General features: G+C 71.1%; 20 protein-coding genes. 5 read left to right on the top strand and 15 right to left on the bottom strand.

Features of this window, described 5'->3' with window-relative positions:
* Window positions 1-2: 2 nt before the first annotated feature.
* From nadC to EJC77_RS20855, 6 genes are all read right to left on the bottom strand, one after another.
* Complete coding sequence (gene nadC / locus EJC77_RS02380; protein ID WP_125609979.1) at window positions 3-911, bottom strand: carboxylating nicotinate-nucleotide diphosphorylase; 909 nt, start codon at window positions 909-911, stop codon at window positions 3-5.
* Window positions 908-2,665: an L-aspartate oxidase gene (gene nadB / locus EJC77_RS02375; RefSeq protein ID WP_125609978.1), complete on the bottom strand. Its 1,758-nt coding sequence runs from the start codon at window positions 2,663-2,665 to the stop codon at window positions 908-910. The genes nadC and nadB overlap by 4 nt, the downstream gene beginning before the upstream one ends.
* The gene (gene nadA, locus EJC77_RS02370; protein WP_125609977.1) at window positions 2,662-3,987 is read right to left on the bottom strand and encodes a quinolinate synthase NadA; all 1,326 of its coding nucleotides are present in this window, start codon (window positions 3,985-3,987) and stop codon (window positions 2,662-2,664) included. Before nadA ends, nadB begins: the two co-directional genes overlap by 4 nt.
* Window positions 3,988-4,036: 49 nt before the next feature.
* Window positions 4,037-4,744 (bottom strand): NUDIX hydrolase, encoded by a 708-nt coding sequence (locus tag EJC77_RS02365; RefSeq protein ID WP_240629682.1) that lies wholly within the window; start codon window positions 4,742-4,744, stop codon window positions 4,037-4,039.
* Window positions 4,745-5,063: 319 nt separating this feature from the next.
* Window positions 5,064-5,726 (bottom strand): peptidase M56 family protein, encoded by a 663-nt coding sequence (locus EJC77_RS02360; RefSeq protein ID WP_125609975.1) that lies wholly within the window; start codon window positions 5,724-5,726, stop codon window positions 5,064-5,066.
* Window positions 5,723-5,896, bottom strand: a complete 174-nt coding sequence (locus EJC77_RS20855) for a sigma factor-like helix-turn-helix DNA-binding protein (protein WP_240629663.1) — start codon at window positions 5,894-5,896, stop codon at window positions 5,723-5,725. Before EJC77_RS20855 ends, EJC77_RS02360 begins: the two co-directional genes overlap by 4 nt.
* Window positions 5,897-6,223: 327 nt before the next feature.
* Between EJC77_RS20855 and EJC77_RS02350 the strand changes: the two genes are divergently transcribed.
* The 3 genes from EJC77_RS02350 (at window position 6,224) to EJC77_RS02340 (ending at window position 8,871) form a co-directional block, all read left to right on the top strand.
* Window positions 6,224-6,610: a hypothetical protein gene (locus tag EJC77_RS02350; protein ID WP_125609974.1), complete on the top strand. Its 387-nt coding sequence runs from the start codon at window positions 6,224-6,226 to the stop codon at window positions 6,608-6,610.
* Window positions 6,611-6,882: 272 nt separating this feature from the next.
* A complete protein-coding gene (locus EJC77_RS02345; protein WP_125609973.1) occupies window positions 6,883-7,704 on the top strand; it encodes an alpha/beta fold hydrolase in 822 nt (273 codons plus the stop codon).
* Between the two features lie 48 nt (window positions 7,705-7,752).
* Entirely contained in the window at window positions 7,753-8,871 is a 1,119-nt protein-coding gene (locus tag EJC77_RS02340; protein WP_125609972.1) for a low temperature requirement protein A, read from the top strand.
* On the opposite strand, the gene EJC77_RS02335 is transcribed toward EJC77_RS02340, so the two are convergent.
* Window positions 8,868-9,455: a GNAT family N-acetyltransferase gene (locus EJC77_RS02335; protein WP_125609971.1), complete on the bottom strand. Its 588-nt coding sequence runs from the start codon at window positions 9,453-9,455 to the stop codon at window positions 8,868-8,870. The two genes, EJC77_RS02340 and EJC77_RS02335, sit on opposite strands and share 4 nt — an antisense overlap.
* 134 nt (window positions 9,456-9,589) lie before the next feature.
* Here EJC77_RS02335 and EJC77_RS02330 point away from each other — a divergent pair, with 134 nt between their 5' ends.
* Window positions 9,590-10,282 (top strand): phosphoribosyltransferase, encoded by a 693-nt coding sequence (locus EJC77_RS02330; protein ID WP_125609970.1) that lies wholly within the window; start codon window positions 9,590-9,592, stop codon window positions 10,280-10,282.
* Here the strand turns inward: EJC77_RS02330 and EJC77_RS02325 are convergent.
* The 7 genes from EJC77_RS02325 to EJC77_RS02295 form a co-directional block, all read right to left on the bottom strand.
* Window positions 10,279-11,538 (bottom strand): MFS transporter, encoded by a 1,260-nt coding sequence (locus EJC77_RS02325; RefSeq protein WP_125609969.1) that lies wholly within the window; start codon window positions 11,536-11,538, stop codon window positions 10,279-10,281. The two genes, EJC77_RS02330 and EJC77_RS02325, sit on opposite strands and share 4 nt — an antisense overlap.
* Window positions 11,539-11,620: 82 nt before the next feature.
* The gene (locus EJC77_RS02320) at window positions 11,621-14,698 is read right to left on the bottom strand and encodes an AAA family ATPase (RefSeq protein WP_164520282.1); all 3,078 of its coding nucleotides are present in this window, start codon (window positions 14,696-14,698) and stop codon (window positions 11,621-11,623) included.
* An 11-nt stretch (window positions 14,699-14,709) separates the two neighbouring features.
* Entirely contained in the window at window positions 14,710-15,870 is a 1,161-nt protein-coding gene (locus EJC77_RS02315; protein ID WP_125609967.1) for an exonuclease SbcCD subunit D, read from the bottom strand.
* Window positions 15,871-15,913: 43 nt separating this feature from the next.
* A complete protein-coding gene (locus EJC77_RS02310) occupies window positions 15,914-16,696 on the bottom strand; it encodes a hypothetical protein (protein WP_125609966.1) in 783 nt (260 codons plus the stop codon).
* Between the two features lie 285 nt (window positions 16,697-16,981).
* Window positions 16,982-17,908 (bottom strand): aquaporin, encoded by a 927-nt coding sequence (locus EJC77_RS02305; protein ID WP_125609965.1) that lies wholly within the window; start codon window positions 17,906-17,908, stop codon window positions 16,982-16,984.
* A 66-nt stretch (window positions 17,909-17,974) separates the two neighbouring features.
* Complete coding sequence (locus tag EJC77_RS02300) at window positions 17,975-18,382, bottom strand: DUF202 domain-containing protein (RefSeq protein WP_125609964.1); 408 nt, start codon at window positions 18,380-18,382, stop codon at window positions 17,975-17,977.
* Between the two features lie 24 nt (window positions 18,383-18,406).
* Window positions 18,407-18,763, bottom strand: a complete 357-nt coding sequence (locus tag EJC77_RS02295; RefSeq protein ID WP_125609963.1) for a YidH family protein — start codon at window positions 18,761-18,763, stop codon at window positions 18,407-18,409.
* A gap of 130 nt (window positions 18,764-18,893) precedes the next feature.
* On the opposite strand from EJC77_RS02295, the gene EJC77_RS02290 reads away from it, so the two are divergent.
* Entirely contained in the window at window positions 18,894-19,982 is a 1,089-nt protein-coding gene (locus EJC77_RS02290) for an ADP-ribosylglycohydrolase family protein (RefSeq protein ID WP_125609962.1), read from the top strand.
* 22 nt (window positions 19,983-20,004) lie between these two features.
* Here the strand turns inward: EJC77_RS02290 and EJC77_RS02285 are convergent, their stop codons facing one another.
* The gene (locus EJC77_RS02285) at window positions 20,005-20,550 is read right to left on the bottom strand and encodes a DUF4395 domain-containing protein (RefSeq protein ID WP_125609961.1); all 546 of its coding nucleotides are present in this window, start codon (window positions 20,548-20,550) and stop codon (window positions 20,005-20,007) included.
* Window positions 20,551-20,615 lie beyond the last annotated feature (65 nt).

Here is a 20,615-nt window from a genome sequence, read left to right as displayed (position 1 = left end):
GCTCACGCCTCGATGGCGATGTCCAGGCCCAGGTCCAGGGCCCGGACGCTGTGGGTCAGCGCGCCGACGGAGATGATGTCGACACCGGTGCGCGCGATGTCGGCGATGGTGTCACGGTTGACGTTGCCGCTGGCCTCCACGAGGGCCCGGCCGTCGATGACCGCCACACCCGTGACGAGTTCGGCGATGCTGAAGTTGTCCAGCATGATGGTGTCGACGCCGGCGGCCAGGACGGGCTCGATTTGCTCGATCCGGTCCACCTCCACCTCGAAGTGCACCGTGTGCGGCAGCTGGGCCCGGACGCCGCGCAGCGCCGCCGTGAGCTTGGCCGGGTCGCCGCCGGTCAGCACGGCCAGGTGGTTGTCCTTGGCCAGCACCGCGTCGGAGAGCGAGAACCGGTGGTTGTGGCCGCCGCCGCAGCGCACGGCGTACCGTTCGAGCACGCGCAGCCCGGGCGTCGTCTTGCGCGTGTCGGTCACCCGCGCGCCGGTGCCGGCCACCAGGGCCGCGTACTCCGCCGTCTGCGTGGCGATGGCGCTCATCCGCTGGGTCAGGTTCAGCGCCACCCGCTCGGCCGTCAGCACCGCGCGCGCCAGCCCGGCCACGCGCATGATCCTCTCGCCCGTGGTGAATCCGGCTCCGTCCGCGACGAGCTGGTCGACGTCCGCGTCCGGGTCCTGGCACCGCATGGCGGCCGCGAACACGTCGCCGCCGGAGAAGATGCCGGGTTCGCGGGCGACCAGCCATGCCGTGGCCGTGGCGTCGGCCGGCAGCAGCGTGGCCGACGTGATGTCCCCGTACGGCGCGTCCTCGGCGAACGCCGTGCGCAGGATGGTCTCCACGGCGTCGCGCGGCAGGGCGGGAATGGCGGTGTTGCGCGCTGTTTGGTGGGTACGGACGACGGCGTTCATACGGTTTCGCTTTCCGGTGCTCTCTGGCGGGTGGTTGTGATGGCGGTTTCGGCGGCCGTTTCGGCGGCCGCGACCCAGTAATTGGCGTGGCGGCCGGTCGCGTGGTTTCCGCCCGTGGCATCGGCCCGGGCGTCGTCACGGTGGTGGGCGCCGAGCGAGTCGGGGCGGGCCAGGGCGGCATGGACCAGCAGGACACCGGCCAGGCGCAGGTTCGCCAGCTCGGCGGCGGCCACCGCGGATTCGGCGTCCCCGCCGTCGTCGGCGCCCGGGCCAGGCCCGCCGGCGAGCGCCCGGGCGGCGTCCCGGAGGCCGCGCCCGCTGCGCACGACGCCGGCCTGGGCGGACAGGAGCCGTTGCAGCTCGGCACGGCCGCCGGAGGTGACCCCGGGGTCACGATTGGCCGTGTCCGCCGTGTCCGCGGTCTCCGCCGCGGCGATGTCCAGGATCCGCGCCGGGAACGTCGCGGCGACATCGCCGCCGCGGGCGGAGTCCGCGATGGCGGCGGCGACGGCCCGGCGGCCGAATACCAGGCCCTCGAGCAGCGAGTTCGAGGCCAGCCGGTTGGCGCCGTGCACGCCGGTGCAGGCCACCTCGCCGGCGGCGTACAAGCCGGGCAGGGTGGTGCGCGCATCGAGGTCGGTGGCCACGCCGCCCATCCAGTAGTGCGCGGCCGGCGTGACCGGCAGCCATTCGCGCGTCCAGTCGAGGCCGAGCTCGCGGGTCGTGGCGTCGATGGTCGGGAACCGGCGGGCCAGGAAGCCGGCACCGTGGTTGCGTTCCACCCCGGTGGCGTCGAGGAAGACGGTGGCACCCGGTGTTGCGCCCAGGTGGGCGGTGATGCCGCGCGAGACGACGTCGCGCGGGGCCAGGTCGCCGTCCGGGTGGTAGCGGACCATGAACGCCTCGCCGCGGGCGTCGCGCAGCACGGCGCCGGCGCCGCGCACGGCCTCCGAGACGAGGAAGTTGTCGCCCCCGGCCAGCGCGGTGGGGTGGAACTGGAAGAACTCCAGGTCGGCGACGGCCGCACCGGCCCGCCAGGCCAGGGCCAGCCCGTCCGCGGTGGCGACGGACGGGTTGGTCGTGAACTCGAACAGCTGCCCGGCGCCGCCGGTGGCGAGCAGCACGGCGTCGGCGGACTCGACGGCGAGGCCGCCCCCGCCGTCGACCAGGGCGACGCCCGTCACCCTGCTGCCGGGACCGCCGTCGTTCGTCATCAGATCCAGCACGAACGCATGCTCCACCACGCGCAGGCTCCCCGGCACCCGGCGGGCGCCGCCGGCGACGGCGCGCACGGCGGCGATCAGGCCGTCCGCGATGGCCGCCCCGGTGGCGTCTCCGCCGGCATGCAGGATGCGGGCGGCCGAATGGGCGCCCTCCAGGCCGAGGGCGCGGCGCCCGGTGGCCGGGTCGCGGTCGAAGACGACGCCGTGGCGTTCCAGCGCCGCGATGTCGGCGTGCGCCTCGGCGCACAGGATCCGCACGGCCTCCGGGTCGCAGTGGCCGGCGCCGGCGGCCAGCGTGTCGGCGATGTGGGCGCCCACGGAGTCCCCGGACGCCGCCTCGTCCGGGCCGAGCACCGCGCAGATGCCGCCCTGGGCGAGGTGCGTGTTGCTGTGCGCGAGGGCGCCCTTGGTCACCAGCGTGACGGCCAGCCCGGCCTCGGCGCCGAGCAGCGCCGCGTACAGTCCGGCGATGCCGCTGCCGACCACGAGCAGGCTGCGTGTCCCCGTGCCCATCTGCACGCCCCCGCTCATGCGCGCCGCGCCGCCGACGGCTTGGCCGCGAGCATGCGCTCGAGCGCGATGCGGGCGTTCACGGCGGTCGCCTCCGGGACGCTGATCCGGTTGCGGACCTCCCCGGCCGCCAGGCCCTCCAGCACCCAGGCCAGGTAGCCGGGGTGGATGCGGTACATGGTGGAGCACGGGCAGATCACCGGGTCCAGGCAGAAGATGGTGTGCTGCGGGTACTGGGCGGCGAGCCGGTTGACCATGTTGATCTCGGTGCCGATGGCGAACGTGGTGCCAGCCGGCGCGGCGTCGATGGCCTTGAGGATGTAGTCGGTGGAGCCGGCCTCGTCTGCGGCGTCAACCACTTCCATGGGGCATTCGGGGTGGACGATGACGCGCACGCCCGGGAAGTCGGCGCGGGCCTGCTCGATTTGGGCGACCGTGAAGCGCTTGTGCACGGAGCAGAACCCCTGCCACAGCACCACCCGGGCGTCCTGGAGCGTTACGGCGTCGTTCCCGCCGAGCGGCAGGCGCGGGTTCCACAGCGGCATCGCCTCCAGCGGCACGCCCATGGCCTTGGCCGTGTTGCGGCCCAGGTGCTGGTCGGGGAAGAACAGCACGCGCTGGCCGCGCTCGAACGCCCACTCGAGCACGGTGGCCGCGTTCGAGGACGTGCACACGATGCCGCCGTGCTCGCCGCAGAACGCCTTCAGCGCCGCGGAGGAGTTCATGTAGGTGACCGGGATGACCGGCACCCGGCCCTCGGCGTCGGGCTCGGTGCCGTAGAGGGCCTCGAGCTGCTCCCAGCAAGCCTCCACCGAGGGCGCGTCGGCCATGTCCGCCATGGAGCAGCCGGCGGCCAGGTTCGGCAGGATGACCGACTGGCCCGGCTGGGAGAGCATGTCCGCCGTCTCGGCCATGAAGTGCACGCCGCAGAACACGATGGCCTCCGCGGCGTCGCGGGTCTTGGCCGCGTTCGCCAGCTGGAACGAGTCGCCCACGAAGTCGGCGAACTTCACCACCTCGTCGCGCTGGTAGAAGTGGCCCAGGATGACGACGCGGTCCCCCAGCTCCGCCTTGGCGGCGATGATGCGCGACTCAAGTTCGTCGTCGGAGGCGTCCTTGTACTCCTGCGGCAGCTGGCCCTGCCGCGGCGTGGCGGCCGGCGCCGCATCGGCACTGGACGCGCCCGGGCCGTAGCCAGGCGTCCCTGCCAGCGCCTCGGCCAGGTCGAACTCCCACGGACCCTTGGCCAGCTCGGTGCTGCAGCTCGACTGGGCGCGGCCCGGCGTGCCGTTTTCGGCCTGCTCGCGCGTGATGAGCTGGATCGTTGAATTCACAGATGACATGCGTTTCTCCGTTGGATGGGCGGGCCGGGCGGCCCTGGGTCATGGGGGTTCAGTCGGTGGGTTCGGGCGCGTCGTGGTCGGTGCGCCCGGTGTAGCGGTACAGGCGCGGCGGCCGGTGCTTGCCGCCCTGCAGGTACTGGTCGGTGGGTTCGATGCTCGCCGCCTGCTTGAGCTGGCGGCGGAAGTTGGCCGGGTCGATCGTGCGGTCCAACACGGCCTCGTAGACCTCGCGGACCTGGGCGAGCGTGAACGTCTCCCCCAGCAGGTGGTAGGCGATGGAACCGTACGCCATCTTGTTGCGCAGCCGCCAGAGCGCGTAGTCGACGATCTCGTTGTGGTCGAAGGCGAGCGTCTGCAGCCCGTCGGCGCGGCACCACCGCACGTTCTCCGACTCCCGCGCCAGCTCGGCCTGGGTCGCCTCGACGAGGGCCCAATACACGATCGAGACGACGCGTTGGCTGGGCGAGCGGTGCAGGCCGCCGAACGCGTACAGCTGCTCGAGGTAGTTCGGCGCCAGGCCCGTGGTCTCGGCCAGGTTGCGCGCCGCGGCGTCCTGCAGTGACTCCGCCTGGGTCAGCGGGCCGCCGGGCAGCGCCCACAGATCCTTGAACGGTTCGCGGATGCGCCGCACCAGGGGCAGCCACAGGGTGGGGCGGCCGCTGGTGGCGCTGGGCCGCAGCGCGAAGATGACGGTGGAGATGGCGAGCGCCGGCGGCTGGACCAGCCGTTCGCTGACGTTGGCCGCACTGGCGTACAGGCGCGATTCGGTCACGGGGGCGCTCCTTCCGCCGGTCTTGGCTGCCGCATTCCTAGTTAGAGTCATTTTGACTTCAACTGATTCTACGACTGGTTTGGCGCGGTGACAAATATTTCGCCGCCCGCATTCGCACCGCCGCGCCATCCATCACCATCGCCATCGGGACGGATCCAGCCCTTGTTTGGAAGCGACTTTGGATGCGACACGCCGGCACACCCTCCGGGCCCCGGCTTCGATCGAGGTACCTGCGCATCACTGTGCCCGCGTGGCGACTCGGACACGATCCCCCGGGGTGGCCGTGTCCGGCTCGGCCGGCCTCCTACTGGCCGCCGATGATGAATTCGCCGATCACGGTCTTCCCATCCGCCGCGTAAACGGGAATGGGGAAGCTCCTGCCACGACGGGCATCTTGCCAGGCGATCGCGTCGTCGGGACTCTTGAACCCCTTGGCCGCCGTCGTGCCGTCGGCGTCCTCCATCTCCGACCGGCGCACATAGCCGTTCCGCCCGTTCGAGGCGACAACCGCGACAAGGTCCGGCACGCCGTGCTCGTTCTGGACTCCGTAGCTCTCACCGTTGACGTTGACGCCCCAGGCCGTGGTGGCTTGGTTCACGTAGGTGGCGGCGAGCCGCCAGCGCGTACCCGGTTCGGTGTGGATGGTAACCATGTGTTGTCCCGGAACCAGACCGACGCTGTAGCCGGCGCCGGCCGAACCGACATCCGCCGCCGTGCACGAGACGCTGGCCCCATCCTCGAAGTCGAACCGGCCAGGAGTGAGGCATGTCAGTTCCAGCACGACGTTGGTGGCTCCGGCCGGGACCGCGCCGACGCCGCCGAGCAACCCTGCGCCGACAAAAATGCCCGCACCCAACCAAAGGCGGCGGCGCCTCTTGCGCTTAACCGTTGCCGACTCTTCAACGCGTGACACGAGGGCCGCCCGAAGCGCATCGCTGAAACCCTCATCCAACCGGGGCTGGTTCATGACCTTTCTCCTTTCGGAAACTGGGCGGCCACAACGTCGGCCTGCCCCTGGACAGTGGCTCTCATGCGAAGGCGGGCCCGGTGCATGCGGGTTTTGGCCGCTGCCTGGGTCAGGCCAAGGACCGTTGCGGCCGCCGCGATGGTGTACCCCTCGAAGATGACCAGCGCCACCAGTTGCTGGTCCTTGACGGTGAGTGCCCGAACGGCCTCCGCGAGACCGGCATCGATCGCGTCGAGGGGGTTGTTCCCGAGAACCTCGGCCGCCGGGTCCGGGGCGTATCCCGACCGGGGCAGCGATCCGGGCAGAGCCGGAACGCATGGCGAAAGACCCTGTCGCGATGCCGGTCGAACAGGAGCCCGAAGGCCTCCCCCTCACCGCTGAGACTGCGCGTCCACAGTCCGTCGTCGGTTTCAACGTTCCCCATGCCCTGTATTGTCCGGGATCGCAGAAAAGGTTTCATGACACCGACGGAAGCGCCGCCTGCTAGATTCCGTTCCATGGACAAGGACTTCGTGCTCCTTCACCAGGTGCATCCGGTGAAGCTGGCCTTCGACGTTGCGGCGGCCGTCGCATCCAACGTGTTGCTGTGGCGGCACCGACCGTGCGTCGGCCTTGTCGTCCGGTTCGCGGGCCCGATGGTGGGGAGCGCAGTCGTGCTCCGCTTCGCTGATGTCGGGAGGCTCCGCCGGCGGCCCGCAGGGCAGTACATTGTGCACAACATGCCGCCTACATCGCAGTTCCTCCGGCTGGCCGGGGACGCGGCCATGGCCTACGGGTCGTGGCGCCGAAACCCGAAATTGATGGCAGCGGGTCTGGGAATCATCGTCCTCGGGTGGTCTCGAGGCATTTTCAGTCGCACCTTCCAGGAAGTGGAACGAGCCTGATCCAGACGAAGCCGACGCCCCTCACGGCGAGGCGACACGCCGCCGTCATCCTGGAACTGCTGTTTCCGGGCAGGGTCCTGCCGGCGCTGCTGGACTGGTCGCCGTCGTCAATTGAGCCGCCCAGCGCCGGAGGTGACCGGCAAGCGGCGGCGAATTGCTTCCGCCCGTCTTTGTGACTAGCGTCTCAGGTGGACGGCGTGCTCAACGGTGCGCATGCCGTTCCCCAGTGGCGCCGGTAGACGGCACGCACTCTACGCGCGAAAGGACCAGTCATGCAGGCCAACGGGAGGCACTCGGCCCCGCACCCCGTGCACACGGTCGAGGGCACGGATGCCCAACTTCACGTCGACGTATTCGTGCCCGAGGCGCCGGCCGTGCTGCCGCCCATCCTGCTGATCCACGGCTTCGCATCGTCCGTCGAGCTGAACTGGGTGAAGTCCGGCTGGGTACCGGCCCTGCTGCGCGCCGGCCGGCGCATCATCTGCCCCGACCTGCCCGGCCACGGCCGCAGCGGGGCCCCCGACGACATGGACTCGTACTCGCCGGGCAGGATCCGTGCCGACCTGCTACAGATCCTCATCGACCAGGGCGTGCGGCCGCTCCGGGACGGCGATCCGACCAGCGGTGTGGACATCATCGGGTACTCGCTCGGCTCGCGCCTGGCCTGGGAGTTCGGCGCGACGCAGCACGAGCTGGTGCGCAAGATGGTGCTCGGCGGGCCGAACCCGCAGGACCCGCTCGCCGACTTCGACCTGCCCGCCGCCCAACGGTTCCTGGCCGACGGCACGCCGATCGCCGACGAATCCACGAACGAGCTGCTGAAGATGGCGGAGCTGATCCCGAACAACAACATCTTCTCGCTGCTTTCGCTCATCGAGGCCGTGAAGCTGGAACCGTTCGACCCGGCCGAGGCAGTCCCGCGCATGCCCATCCTGCTGGTGGCCGGCGAGTTCGACATGCGAGCCGCCCGCATGCACACCCTGGCGGAACTGAGCGGGTGCGCCGAGCAACACATCATTCCGGGGCGCACACACAACAATGCGGTCACCTCACGTGAGTTCAAGGACGCCGCCATCGCATTCCTGAGCCGTTAGCACCACGGCCAGAATCGAGCGGGCGGCCGCACCGTGGGCAAATCCCTGATGACCAAGTTCGTACCCCGTCCGGCGGCGAGGGTCAGCAATGTGGAGCTCTTCTTCGACCTCGTCTTCGTCTTCGCCGTCACCCAGCTCACCTCCCTGGTCCGGCACGAACCGGGCTTCCCCGGCCTGTTCCAGGCCGTGGTGGTCCTGGGCCTGCTGTGGTGGATGTACGACGGCTACGTCTGGCTGGCCAACGCCGTCCGCCCGGACTCGACCCCGACGAAATTGGGGCTCTTTGCAGCCATGGCCGCGTTCCTGGTCCTGGCCCTGGCCATACCGCACGCGTTCAACTCCGCGGGCCTCGTGTTCGCCGTCGCCTACCTGGTGGTCGTGGTGCTCTACACGCTGCTGTTCATGACCGCCGGAGTTCCCCAGGTCGTCCGGGCCACACTGGCCGTGCTGCCCTACAACCTGGCAGCCGCCGCACTCGTGCTGCTGCCTGGACTGATCCCGGCATTGCCCCATTGGCCGTTCTGGCTGGCGGGCGTCGGCGTGCTGGTCTTCCACACCCTGACGGCCCGGCTCGGCAGGATCCAGATCCAGTCGGCCCATTACGTCGAAAGGCATGGGTTGCTGATCATCATCGCGCTGGGCGAGTCCGTGATTGCCGTCGGAGTCGGCGCCTCTGCGGTCCCGGTGAGTCCAGCGCTCGTGATCGCCGTGGTGCTCGGCCTGGCCGTCGGCATCGGGATGTGGTTCACCTACTTCGACGGAGCGGACGAGCGGGCCGTCGAGGCCCTCGACCGGGCCACCGCCCAACGCCGGTCCGGGTTGGCAGTGCAGATGGCCTACACCCACTACGCCATGATTTTCGGCATCATCCTGTTGGCGTCGGGCCTTCAGGAGGTCGTCACCCACCTGGCCGAGCCCGGCCATGCCGCCATTCCGTGGCTTTTGGCGGCCGGCGTGGCCCTGTTCCTGCTCGGCAACGGCGAGTTCCGCCGCTCGCTGCGCATCGGGGGCCCGGTCCAGCGGCTGGTCGCGGCCGCCGTCGCCCTTGCCTCGGCCTTCGTGGGCCTGGCCGCCAACGAGGCCGTCCAGCTGCTCGTGCTGGTGCTCGCGCTGGCAACCGTTCCCGTCCTCGCGGCCCGGCGGCGGGGCGTCGGTTCCGTGCGCTAGCCTCGCGTCGTCGCGGCGTCCTCGAGCGGGGCGCGGAACAACGCGCCGGTCCCCGGTACGTCGCCGTCGCCCGAGAATGTGACGCCGTGAATGCGTTCGGCCCTGGCGGCCTCGGCGAACCCGAATTCCCGGTGCATGGCGATGGACGCCGTATTGCGCACATTGGCGAAGTACCAAGCCATGGGCGGCTCACCCTCCTGCGCACACTGGGCTCCGATCCAGGCCAGCCGTGCCCCCGTCAGCAGTCGTCCCAGCGACCGGCGGCGCCATGCCGGGTCCACGGTGCAGCCCGCCAGGTAGTAGCCCGGGTCCATTGCCACGTCGCCGTCGGCGCCCAGCCACTGCGCGCTCGCCCATGCGACCACGGCCCCGCCCGTTTCGGCCAGGAACAGGGCCGACCTGTCCCGGTCCAGCCACCGACGCAGACCGGCTTCCGCCACACCCGCGTCGCCGCCCCGCCCGGCCACCTCGACGACCGCCATGGCCGGCACGTCGTCCGGCCGGGCCCGCCGAACCAGCAGGTCCACCGGCGGCCCCGCCGAACGGATTTCCGCCGAATACTCTGCAAAGGAATCGGTTGCCATGGCCCGGAAGTCTAGCAAATCGGTGGTCGAGCCGGCCGAGCCCCCAGGCGTTCATTCTCCTGCAAGTGCGGGTGTTGGGCGGGCGCACCCACCCATACCGAAGAATCGACGCCGGACGGGACCATACTGGAAGCATGAGGTTTCGTACCCGCCTCGGCGCCGGGCCGTACTTCACCGACAGGGTCGATGCCGGGAACCGGCTGGCCGCCGAGCTGCACGGCTTCCGGGGCCGCGACGACGTCACCGTCCTGGGCTTGGCCCGCGGCGGCGTCCCGATCGCGTCCCGGGTCGCGGCCGACCTGCGGCTGCCGTCGGGGGCCCTCGTGGTCCGCAAACTCGGTGTGCCCGGCCGGCCGGAGGTCGCGTTCGGTGCCCTGGCCACGCACGGGCCGCACCGCGAGACCCTGTATGTGACGGACACCGTGGACGCGCTGCTGCGGCACGGCTACACGCAGGAATCACTGGACGAGGTGGAGGGCGCCGAGCTGGCGGAGCTGGCCGGCCGCGTCGCACGGTACGGCGCGTCCGCGCAGCGCCCGGTCGCCGGTCGCACGGTGCTGCTGTGCGACGACGGCATCGCCACGGGCGCCACCATGCGCGCCGCGGTGCGCCTCATGCGCAAGGCGGGCGCCGCCGTCGTCCTTGTCTGCGTGCCGACGGCGCCGGCGGACACGGCCCGCGCGCTGACGCAGGAGGCCGACGACGTCGTGTGCCTGCGGCCCCTGCACGACCTGGAGGCCGTCAGCCAGGTCTACCTCCACTTCGACCAGGTGTCCGATGTGGAGGTCCTCGACCTGCTGCGGAGGTCGCCCGGGGACGCGGCCTAGCGGCGGCGCAGCAACACCGTGGACAGCACGCCCAGCACGAGCAACACGGCCGACGCCGCGATCGGGACCAGGAATGCCGGCCCGGACCCCTGCGCCTGGGCGATGCTGCCGGCAACCGATGAACCCAGGGCGGTGCCGGCGACGATGCCGCTGGCCAGCATCGTCATGACCGTGCCCATCCACTGCGGCGGCGCCACCATGCCGCCGATGCTGAAGACCGTCACCATGGTGGGGCCCACCGGGAGCCCCACGAGCAGCAGGGCCACGACCATGCCGCCAAGCGAGCCGGGCAGCAGGAGGCCGATGCTGGCCACGGTCATGAGCGCGCCGACCAGGACCCACCGCCACGGCTGCGTGAACCGGGCCGGCCAATACGCCACGGACAACGCGGTCACGGCCGAGCTCAGGCCCAGGATCGCGTACATGAGCCCGGCCTGGTCGACGGACCCGTGAACGCCCGTGAACGCCGTCAACGCCGTCTGTGATGACCCGAAGAATGTGCCCATGCACAGCATGCCGGCCACGGGGATCGCCACCTTGAACCAGCTGACGCGTTCCCCGGCCACGAATCCCGGGCTGCCGTGGGAGGTCACCCGGCGGGCGGATGCCGCCTGGGTCGGGTGGATGGCGAACAATGTGACCAGCACCAGCGTGGCGGCCGCGGCGAGCGTCAGCGGCAGCCAGGGCGCGACCAGCGAGGCCAGCAGGCCGACGAGCGCCGGCCCCAGCACGAACGTGATCTCGTCGACCGTGCCCTCCATGGACAGCGCCGTGTCGACGAGCGGGCCCCGCTGTTCCCTGGGCAGCCGCCGGCTCAACGCCATCCACCGCACGCGCGACAACGGCCCGACCTGCGGGGACGAGGCGCCGGCCACCAACGCGACGGCCAGCACCAGGGCGGTGGCGGCGGGTGTGAAGGCGGCGGTGGCGTAGGAGAGGACGACGGCGGCACCCACGAGCACGGCGTTGATCAGGGCGGTGGCCAGCAGGATGCGTTTTTGCCCCATCCGGTCGGCCAGGTAGCCGGAAGCCGGCGCGCCGACGGCCGCGCCGATGCCGACCGCCCCGGCCGCGAACCCGCCGATGGCGTACGACCCGCTGCGGGCCGTGACGAGCGTCAACATGCCAATGGTGAGCATGGCCAGGGGGACGCGGGCGAACAACGCCAGCGGGATGTAGCCGGCGCCGGCCAGGCGCGGCAGTTGGGCGTAGCGGCCGGTCTTCTCGGCGGGGACGGCCACGGTGGAGTCAGTCATGGATTTCCGGTATTCTCTTGGGCGTGCGCCGTCCCTCCTCCCGACGCACCCAACCCGGATACGTTCTCCATCATAGCGGCGGTCAGGCGGCGTCGTCCCCGTCCCGGGCCAGTGCCAGCGTGGACCCGTGGCGGCCCTTCGTGACATGGAGGTGGACGGGGATGCGCGACTTCATCTCGGCCACGTGGCTGACCAGCCCGACCATGCGGCCGCCGTCCCGCAGCCCCTCGAGCGCGTCCATGACCTGTTCCAGCGATTCCTCGTCGAGGCTGCCGAACCCCTCATCCACGAACAACGTCTCGATATCCAGCCCGCCGGATTCGTGTTGCACCACGTCGGCCAGCCCCAGGGCCAACGACAACGACGCCATGAACGACTCTCCCCCGGACAGCGTGGCCGTGTCCCGGCTCTGTTGCGTCCACCCGTCCACGACCTCGAGGCCCAGCCCGGACTTGCGGTTTCCGCCGGCCCGGGCATCCGTGTGGCTCAGCGTGTACCGGCCGTCGCTCATGGTGGACAGACGCAGCGACGCGGCCACGGCCACCTGTTCGAGCCGGGCGGCCAGCACGTAGCTGGTCAAGGTCATCTTGAGCAGGTTGTCACCGCCGCCTCGCACCGCGTCCGCCAACCCGCCCAACAACCTGGCCCGCTCCCGCAGCGGAGCGACCCGGGATTCATGGGCGTGGAAGGCGGTGCGTGTCGCGGCCACCTGCTCGGCGGCCTTGCCGGCCAACCCGAGGCGCACCGCCGCCGCTTGGGACTCGTCCGCCCGGCGCCGGGCTTCCTCCCGCAACGCCTCAAGCGCCGTCCCGGTTGGGGCCGCAATCCCGCTTTCCGCCTCCAACCCTGCCGCCACCACCTCGGGCAACGCGAGCTGGGCGGCATTGAGGGTTCCCGCTTTCGCATGGGCGTCGATCTTCTCCTGCAGTGCGGCCGCCGCGGGTTTGGACAACAGTGCGGCCCGGACCTCGGCGTCGTCGGCAAACTCGCTGTCCGCGAGCGCCTCGGCCAGTGCGTCGCCGGCAGCCTGGCGGGCCGTGTCCGTGCCGGCCCGGTGCCGCAGCGCCGCCAGGAGATCACCGGTGACCCGCTGGGCCGCGGCAATGGCCGCCGACCGCTTCGCCAAGGTGGCAAAACCGGCACGTGCGGCCGCCAGGTCCGCCGCCAGTGTCACCTGTTCCCTGGCGTGCGCGGCGTTGCCGACCGTCAGCGACGCCACCTGCTGCGAAGCCGAAAGCAGTGCGGTCCGGGCACGGCCCACGTCCGCTTCCAGCGTTTCGGCCTCCGTGGTGAGGGCGGCCAGTTTCGCCGCCGCGGCGACGGCCTCATCGAGTGCCGTCGTGGCCCGGGCGACGGCGGCACGGGCCTCCGCGGGGTCGCCGTCGCCTCCGCGTTCGGCCAGGACGGCAAGGGCCTGGTTCGCCTCGGTGAGCGCCGCCCGCGCCGCGGCCGCGCGTTTGTCCGCGGCCCCGCTGGCCTGCTTGGCCGCTTTCTCGGCCTGGACGGCGTCGGCGCCCGAACCGGCCAACGCCGACGGCGCCGGGTGCTCCACGCTGCCGCAGACCGGGCACGGTTTGCCGTCCTCGAGTTTGGCGGCCAGTTCACCGGCGGCCAGCGACAGGCGGAAGTCGATGGCGTCCACCCAGGCCTTCATGGCCCCGACGGCCTCTTCGCGGGCGGCCAGGTCGGCTTCGGCCAGCGTGCCCACCCGAAGCTTCTGGGCGGCATGCGCCTTGATGCTCTTCATCAATTCGACGGCCGTCCCGTGCTGCTGTTGCGCGTGCTGGACGGAGCCGGCCCGGTCCCGCACCGCGGTGAGTTCATCCTTGATCCGCAGCAGTCGCGCGGTGCCACCGGCCTCGGCGGCTTGCTGGACGGTCACCTCGCCGGTGGCCGCCGCCAGCGCTTGTTCGCCCGCGGCCAGCTCGGCGGTGACCTGGGCCAACCGTTGTTCGTCGGGGATCGCCGCATCAACGGCGGCGCCCTGGCCTGTCAACGCCCGGTCCGCGGCGGCCAGGGCGGCCACGCCGGGCAGATTCGGCAGGGCGGCCGCCAGGCCCGTCACCTCGGCGGCCAACGCGTCGGCACTGAAGGCCGCACCGGCCAGCGTCACGGCGGCGACGGCGTTCCGGTGCTCGGCCGCGGTGGCCGCGGCCGACTTCACCACCGCTGCCAGGATCTCGGCCTCATGGTGGCGGCGCAGCGATCCACGCCATTGGTCGGCGTCATCCGCCAGGTCGGCCAAGCGCGTGTGCTCCGCCAGCGCGGCGTCCCGGAGGGCGTGCCGGGTGCTGCGTTGCCCGGCCGCCTGAACCTCGGCCGTGGCCAGGCGGGCCTGCTCTTCGGTCTCGGCGGCCCTGGTGGCAGCCTGCTGCACGGCGCGCGCCAATGCCGCTGTCAGCCTCACGAACAGCTCCGCACCCTCCGCCGCACCGCCGGATTCCGCGCCCGGGTGCGCGTCGGCGTCGCCCGCCAACGCCTCAGCCGCAAAGCCGGCGAGTATGCCGTCGGCCTGGCTGCGCGCCAGTTGCTCGCAGGCCGCCAACTCGGCCATGCCGGCTGCCACATCCGCGGCGGCGGCCTTGGCGTCGGCGGTCAGCCGGTTTTCCAGGTCCTGGTAGATCTCGGTGCCAAAGAGCTTCTCCAACAGGTCCTCACGGTCCTGGGCGGTGGCCCGCAGGAACGCGGCAAATTCGCCCTGGGCCAGCAGCACCACCTTGGTGAACTGCTCCATGTCCATGCCCAGCAGGCCCTCGATCTCAACCGCGGCCTCGTCATTGCGCTGTGACAACACCACCCAGGCGTCGCCGCTTTTCTCCCGCAGCTGGGTGCTGGCCTGCTCCTTCGTGGTTCCGGTGCCGCGCTTGGCCGGACGCATCCACTCGGGGCTGCGCCGCACCTCCAACCGGCGCCCGCCCGCACTGAACTCGCACACGACCTCCGGCCCCACGCCGTCGGCCGCATGATGGCTGCGCAACCGCTTGACGGCGCCCTGCCGCGCGCCCGGCACGCTGCCGTACAAGGCGTAGGCGATGGCGTCCAAAACACTGGTCTTGCCGGCCCCGGTCGAGCCGTTGAGCAGGAACAGCCCCTGCGCGCCCAACGCGTCGAAGTCCACGACCTCGCGCCCGGCGAACGGCCCGAAGGCCTGGATTTCCAACCGGTGGATCCTCACAGTGCCGCCTCCTGGGCCCGCACGGCAGCCAAGGCTTCGCGCAAAACCCGTTGCTCGTCGTCGTTCGCGGCCCGCTGGCGCACGTGGTCAAGGAATCCGCAGCACAAATCAAGCTCGTTGACGGCCCCGGCCACGCGCTCGCTGTATGTGTGGGCCGCCGTGTCACCCGCGTTTTCGGGTTCGAACATGAGCACCAACGTGTCGGGGAAACGGGTCCGGAGCCGCTCCATCGCATTCACGGGGCGTTGATCGTCGGTGAGCGTGATCTGGCAATAATGCCCCTCCGCCGCGGCGTATTGGTCCTGCGACAAGAGGTCATCCAGCCTTCCGCGCAGCACGGACAGGGCCCGCTCGGCCGGCCAATCGGCCGCCGTGACCTGCTCCAGTCCGGCGGGACCGACGTCGACCAGCCACGCGCCCTTGCGGTGATTCGCCTCGGAGAACGAGTACGGCAGCGGCGAACCGGAATACCGCACGGCGTCGCTGAGCGTCTGCCGCCCGTGCAGGTGGCCCAGCGCCGTGTACGTGAACCCGTCGAACAGGTCCAGCGGCACGGCGCCGACACCGCCGATCGCCAGGTCGCGTTCACTGGCGGACGTGATGCCGCCGCTGGCGAACGTGTGGGCCAGCACGACGGCGGCACCCACCTCCGGCCGGGACGCGCGGTCCGCCTGGATCGCCTTCACGGCGGCCTCGGTGACGGTGAAGTGCGACGGTTCGTCAACGCCCAACCGGTCCGCGACGAGGCGCGGCTCCAGGTACGGGATGCCGTAGACGGCGACGCTGGTCAGCCCATCTTCCGCGGGGAACAGGACCGGCGTGGCGAGGTCCTCGACGCGGGTGCGCAGGTGCACGCCGGCCCGGGCCATGATGCGTCCGCCGAAGCCGAGCCGGGTGGCGGAATCGTGGTTGCCGGACGTGATGACGATCGGCACGCCCGCGGCGCCCAGCCGGGCCAGGATGTCGTCGAACAGGTTGACGACATCCACCCCCGGCAGCGCCCGGTCGTAGACGTCGCCGGCGACCAGGACGGCGTCGACCCGGTTGGCGGTGACGGTGTCCAACAGCTGGTCGGCGAACCGGCGCTGCGCCTCGAGCGTGCCGACCCCGTGGAACGACCGGCCCAGGTGCCAGTCCGATGTGTGCAGAAACCTCATGGATCCACGCTAGCGGACGGCGCCGTCAAACCCGGCGGTCCGCCTACCCCTTGCAGGCCGGCAGGCCGGAGACCGCGTCCAGGGTTTCAAACGAGTCGATGACCTTGTCCCACGCCAACAGGTCCGGTTCGGTGGCCATGGCCGTCAGCGAATAGACGTGTTTCCCGCCGATCGCGGAAATCATCCGGCCCTTCATTTTCAGGCTGCCCACCGTCAGCGTGAAGTCAGATTGGGCGGCTGCGTGCCCGTCCACTTCCCTGGCCGTCTCCGAGAGCACCTCGGATTTTGCGTTCAACCCGCGCGCGACGCCAGTGATTCCGTTGGCCGTGAGCTCCTTCAGCCCCGTCGCCACCTCCCCCTCCGGTGGCTGGCAAGGCATTGGGACGGCCGTGACCGTGTACGATTGCACGCCGTCGCCGGCCACGTACGCGACGCTGCCTTCCGGCGGGCTTCCGCCGAGCTGGGCGGCTGTCGCCTTCTTCGGGACGCTCGGTAATTGGATGCGGAACCCTCCCTCCCTGGACACGAATGGCGCGATCGTCGGTGCAGCGGTCGGCGTGATTGCCGGCGCCGTGCCGGCGGTCGCCGTATCACTGGGTTTCGCCGTTGTTCCCGTGCTGTTTAGCGGTGCCGCGGTCCGGGCAGCGTCGGCGACCCCGTCGTGGTCAAGGATCGCGGGCAGCACGACGAGGGATCCAACCAATGCGATGGTCACGCCGAACGCACCGACGACCACGGGCAGGACCCACCGGCGGCGCTTCCCGGCCGTGGGAGGCATCCCGGGAATCGGCGGGACGGGTCCGTCGGGCAGGTTCTGGTCAGTCATGAATTCCCCCTTGGTTTGTGCCACGCATGGCCCCCGCACGGAAGACCTGGACAGATCCTAATCCCCTGCCGCCCGGCCATGCTGGTGGGGCACCCGGATGGGTCGAGCGTGTCGGCGCCGCTGTCCCCTGCGGATTGCCTGGCAGGTTCTCGTCGCCGCGTGGGGGACCCGGCGCCACGCCAATTCCTCGGATAACGCAAGTATGGGCGCCGGAAACCTGCGTTACCTGGGGAATTGAAACCGTCGGTGGCCGGGCCCGCGAGAAGCGCGGCAGGGCATGCAGTGTTACCGCCCGGACTCCGGCTTGTCGAAGAAATCCTGCGCGTCCGTCGGGCGCGACGCGGCCGGAATCGGGGCGGGCAGGGCCGATGCCGCGGGGGCAGGCGCGTCGACGACGTCGGCGGCCTCGTCGTCGCCCGCGTCACCGGCATCCACGGCGGCCGGCAGGGCGGTCGGCTTGGCGGCCGCGAACGCCTTGTAGAACACAGCGGCGATGGCGCCACCAAGCAGCGGGGCAACCCAGAACAGCCACAGCTGCTGAGAGGCCCAGCCGTCGGCGAAGAGCACGACCGCGGTGGAGCGGGCCGGGTTGATCGAGGCGTTGCTCAACGGGGCGGTCACCGTGATGACGCCGGCCAGCGTCAGGCCGATGGCCAGCGGGGCCAGGGTCGTCTTGTTCTGCGCTGACGTGGCGCCCAGGATGACTCCGACGAACAACGCCGTGCCGACGGCCTCGACCAGGAGCACGGCGATCAGCGGGACCTGGGACGGCGAGTGGGTGTCGAAGCCGTTGGCCAGCGAGTTGAACAGCGTGTGCGTGGTCACCTGTCCGGAGCCGCTGGCAATGGCCGGCAGGACCTTCAACACGGCGAACAGGACGAGTGCGGCCAGCGTGGCGCTGATGACCTGGGCCACCCAGTACCAGACCATGTCGAGCCACTTGAGCCGGCCCGCGATGGCCAGGCCGAGCGAAGCCGCCGGGTTGAAGTAGCCGCCGGAGATGTGCCCGAACGCGATGACGCCGGCAACCAGGGCCAGGCCGAACGCGATGCCCACCGGCACACCGCCCTGCGTGCCGAACATGGCCGCTCCGAGGCCGGCAAACACCAGCAGGAACGTGCCCACCGCCTCGGCGCCCAGGCGGGCGGCGAGCGAGTAGACGGGTGTCGGGGCCGCAGCGGTCTCGGCCGGGGCCGTACCGGGTGAAGTCATGGTGCCAGGTCCTTCGGATAGGAAGTCAACATTCGTGGGAATCGGGCGGCGGGCCGGCCGGCACTCCTAGATTCCGAGCGCGATGGCGCAAATCGCCGCAACTGCCAGCATCACTATAGCCGCCGACGCTGTGCGCAGCGTGAGCGCGTCCGGGGCGATGTCTGTGGGGTGGCCCAGAGGTTCGACGCCGTAGCGCAGCACCGTGACGCGGCGCACCGCACAGAGCACCAGGGTGATGGTGGTGAGGCAGGCCACGACGGCGCACACGCCCAGCGCGACCGTGTGTGCGGAGAACGGGACGGCCAGCAGGCCGTCGGCCTGCGCCTGCCGGTGGTCGCCGGACATGCCATGGATCCAGGCGCGCCAGATGAACAGGTCGGCGACGACGGCGCTGAACAGCGTGCGCTTCCAGGACAGGGCCGTGCGTTCGGGCTGCAGTCCCGGATCCCGGGCGGGGGCCTCCCCCGTGCTCACAACGCCCCGCTCACAATGCCCTGCTCAATGCCGGACCAGCAGCAGGATGGCGAACACCAGCCCGGCGACGGCCACGACGACCGTCATGCCCATCATGAGCCACGAATGTGGCAGGTCCTCGTTGTGCCGCATGGCCTGTTCATGGCGCCCCCACCGGCGGTAGCTGACCACCGCGAGCCCGGCGGCGACGGCGGCCAGCAGGATGCACAGGATGACGCGGAACACGGTCGGGGCGATTTCCGGGGCGAGCTGGTCGATGCCGATCGCGCCGGCCAGCAGGGCCAGGGCCGTGCGAATCCAGGCCAGGAACGTCCGCTCGTTGGCCAGGGAGAAACGGTAGTCGGGCCGTTCCCCGGTTCGGCGCCAGGCCGGCTCGCGCATGGGTCCGCCTTTCGGTGGTCGTTGTCGAATGGTTGCCGCCGGACCTGCGTGCGTGGGGGGCTCGCCGCCCGTCGGGATGTCTTGAGTCTACCGACAGCCGGCCGTCCGCCGATCCCGTAGATTTGATCGCATGGCCAGTCCCACCAGTCCCGCTGCCACCTTCGCTTCCCGTGTCCACGGCTGCCTCGTGGGCGGGGCCCTCGGTGACGCGTTCGGCTACCTCGTCGAGTTCGACGACGTGGACGCCATCACCGCCCGGTACGGGTCCGCCGGCCTCGTCGACCTGTCGCAGGCGTCCGGCCTCGCGCACTTCTCCGACGACACGCAGATGACCCTGTACACCGTGGATGCCCTGGTCGAGTCGCTGGAGTGGGCCAACCAGGGCGTGGCCGCCGACACCACGGCCTGCCTGTGGCTGGCGTACCTGCGCTGGCTGAAGACCCAGGGCGTCGCCCCCGCGGATCGCGCCCCGGAGCCACAGGCGCGCTGGATCGACGCGCAGAGCGTGCTGCACCATCAACGACACCCGGGCACTGCGTGTGTCAGCGCGCTGGCAACCGGTGAGATGGGCACGACCGCCCGCCCGCTGAACCCGAATTCGAAGGGCTGTGGCACGGTCATGCGCTCGGCGCCGTTCGGCCTGATCCCGAACGTGCCCGCCGAAACCGTCTACAAGCTCACCGCCGACGCGGCCGCGCTCACTCACGGCCACCGTTCCGCACGGCAGTCGGCGGCCGCGTTCAGTTGGCTCATCCGCGAGCTCGTGTTCGAGGGCCGGGATGTGCGGGCGGCAACCGTCTCCGCGCGGGAGCGGGTCGCCACCGCACGGGATGCCGACCCGGACCTGCTGGCCCGCCTGGATGCCGCCTTGGAGCTCTCCACGCCCGGCAGGCCACGCCTGGAGCGTCGGGCCCTGACGGATGCCCTGGGTGAGGGCTGGGTCGCCGAGGAGGCCCTGGCCGTCGCCGTGTACAGCGTCCTGGCCACGGAGGATGCGCTCTCACCGGTGGAGCATTTCCTGGCCGCGCAGCGGCTGGCCGTGAATCACGACGGCGACAGCGATTCGACGGGCTCGATCGCCGGCAACATCCTCGGCGCGTTGCATGGCGAGTCCTGTCTGCCACAGGCCTGGCTCACCCTGTCCGAGGCGCCGGACCTCATCCGGCACATGGCCGCCGCACTGATCCGGGTGACGACCGGGACCGCCCGAGGGGCCTAGCGTTGGCGGTGGGCCGGCACCGCTAGCGGGCGCGCAGCGAGACGTTGGCGCAGTCGTCGCAGATGCCGGCCGGAATCAGGCCGCGACGCACCAGCACGCCGAATATGATGCAGCCCAGGCACAACCCCACGAACGCCTCCAGCGAGGCCGCGACGACCAAGGCGGCGATGAGGGCCCAGCCGACCACCGGAACACCGGCGAACAGCAGCACGGTGGCGGCGATGGAGAGCACGGCACCGATGCCCTGGGCGAACCGCTTCGGCGGGCCGGGCACGAGCCTCGGTTCGCCGAACCGCGGGGCCAGGACCCGCACGGAGAGCAGCGCGGCCGGCGAGATGCGCGGCCCGAACGCCAGGCGCAACACGAAGCCGGCGGCGATGACGGCCACCAGCAGGCGCGCACCGGTCAGCAGCGCCGCCAAGGCGAGGACGACGACGATGCCGGCCGTGCAGCGGGCGGCGTACTCGTTGACCGGGTTGGGGAACGCGAACACGCGCCCGAGCAGGCCCGGCCGCGGGGCCTGGATGAAGCCGGTGGCGGCGGGGATGCGATCGGTCAGCTGCGACATGATCCAAGGGTAGGTTCAGCGACCCCCGCACCCGAAGCATTGTTGCGGGTTATGACAAACCGGGC

Origin of the sequence: Specibacter cremeus (assembly GCF_003946885.1) — a bacterium.
GTDB classification, from domain to species: domain Bacteria; phylum Actinomycetota; class Actinomycetes; order Actinomycetales; family Micrococcaceae; genus Specibacter; species Specibacter cremeus.
Note: the sequence above shows the minus strand (reverse complement) of the source record. Positions and strands in the feature narration are given on the sequence as shown.

Excerpts from the sequence above, each read along its gene's own strand:
- nadC (WP_125609979.1), bottom strand. The coding sequence starts at position 911 with ATGAACGCCGTCGTCCGTACCCACCAAACAGCGCGCAACACCGCCATT.
- nadB (WP_125609978.1), bottom strand. The coding sequence starts at position 2,665 with ATGAGCGGGGGCGTGCAGATGGGCACGGGGACACGCAGCCTGCTCGTG.
- nadA (WP_125609977.1), bottom strand. The coding sequence starts at position 3,987 with ATGTCATCTGTGAATTCAACGATCCAGCTCATCACGCGCGAGCAGGCC.
- EJC77_RS02360 (WP_125609975.1), bottom strand. The coding sequence starts at position 5,726 with ATGAACCAGCCCCGGTTGGATGAGGGTTTCAGCGATGCGCTTCGGGCG.
- EJC77_RS02350 (WP_125609974.1), top strand. The coding sequence starts at position 6,224 with ATGGACAAGGACTTCGTGCTCCTTCACCAGGTGCATCCGGTGAAGCTG.
- EJC77_RS02345 (WP_125609973.1), top strand. The coding sequence starts at position 6,883 with ATGCAGGCCAACGGGAGGCACTCGGCCCCGCACCCCGTGCACACGGTC.
- EJC77_RS02340 (WP_125609972.1), top strand. The coding sequence starts at position 7,753 with ATGACCAAGTTCGTACCCCGTCCGGCGGCGAGGGTCAGCAATGTGGAG.
- EJC77_RS02335 (WP_125609971.1), bottom strand. The coding sequence starts at position 9,455 with ATGGCAACCGATTCCTTTGCAGAGTATTCGGCGGAAATCCGTTCGGCG.
- EJC77_RS02330 (WP_125609970.1), top strand. The coding sequence starts at position 9,590 with ATGAGGTTTCGTACCCGCCTCGGCGCCGGGCCGTACTTCACCGACAGG.
- EJC77_RS02325 (WP_125609969.1), bottom strand. The coding sequence starts at position 11,538 with ATGACTGACTCCACCGTGGCCGTCCCCGCCGAGAAGACCGGCCGCTAC.
- EJC77_RS02315 (WP_125609967.1), bottom strand. The coding sequence starts at position 15,870 with ATGAGGTTTCTGCACACATCGGACTGGCACCTGGGCCGGTCGTTCCAC.
- EJC77_RS02310 (WP_125609966.1), bottom strand. The coding sequence starts at position 16,696 with ATGACTGACCAGAACCTGCCCGACGGACCCGTCCCGCCGATTCCCGGG.
- EJC77_RS02305 (WP_125609965.1), bottom strand. The coding sequence starts at position 17,908 with ATGACTTCACCCGGTACGGCCCCGGCCGAGACCGCTGCGGCCCCGACA.
- EJC77_RS02295 (WP_125609963.1), bottom strand. The coding sequence starts at position 18,763 with ATGCGCGAGCCGGCCTGGCGCCGAACCGGGGAACGGCCCGACTACCGT.
- EJC77_RS02290 (WP_125609962.1), top strand. The coding sequence starts at position 18,894 with ATGGCCAGTCCCACCAGTCCCGCTGCCACCTTCGCTTCCCGTGTCCAC.
- EJC77_RS02285 (WP_125609961.1), bottom strand. The coding sequence starts at position 20,550 with ATGTCGCAGCTGACCGATCGCATCCCCGCCGCCACCGGCTTCATCCAG.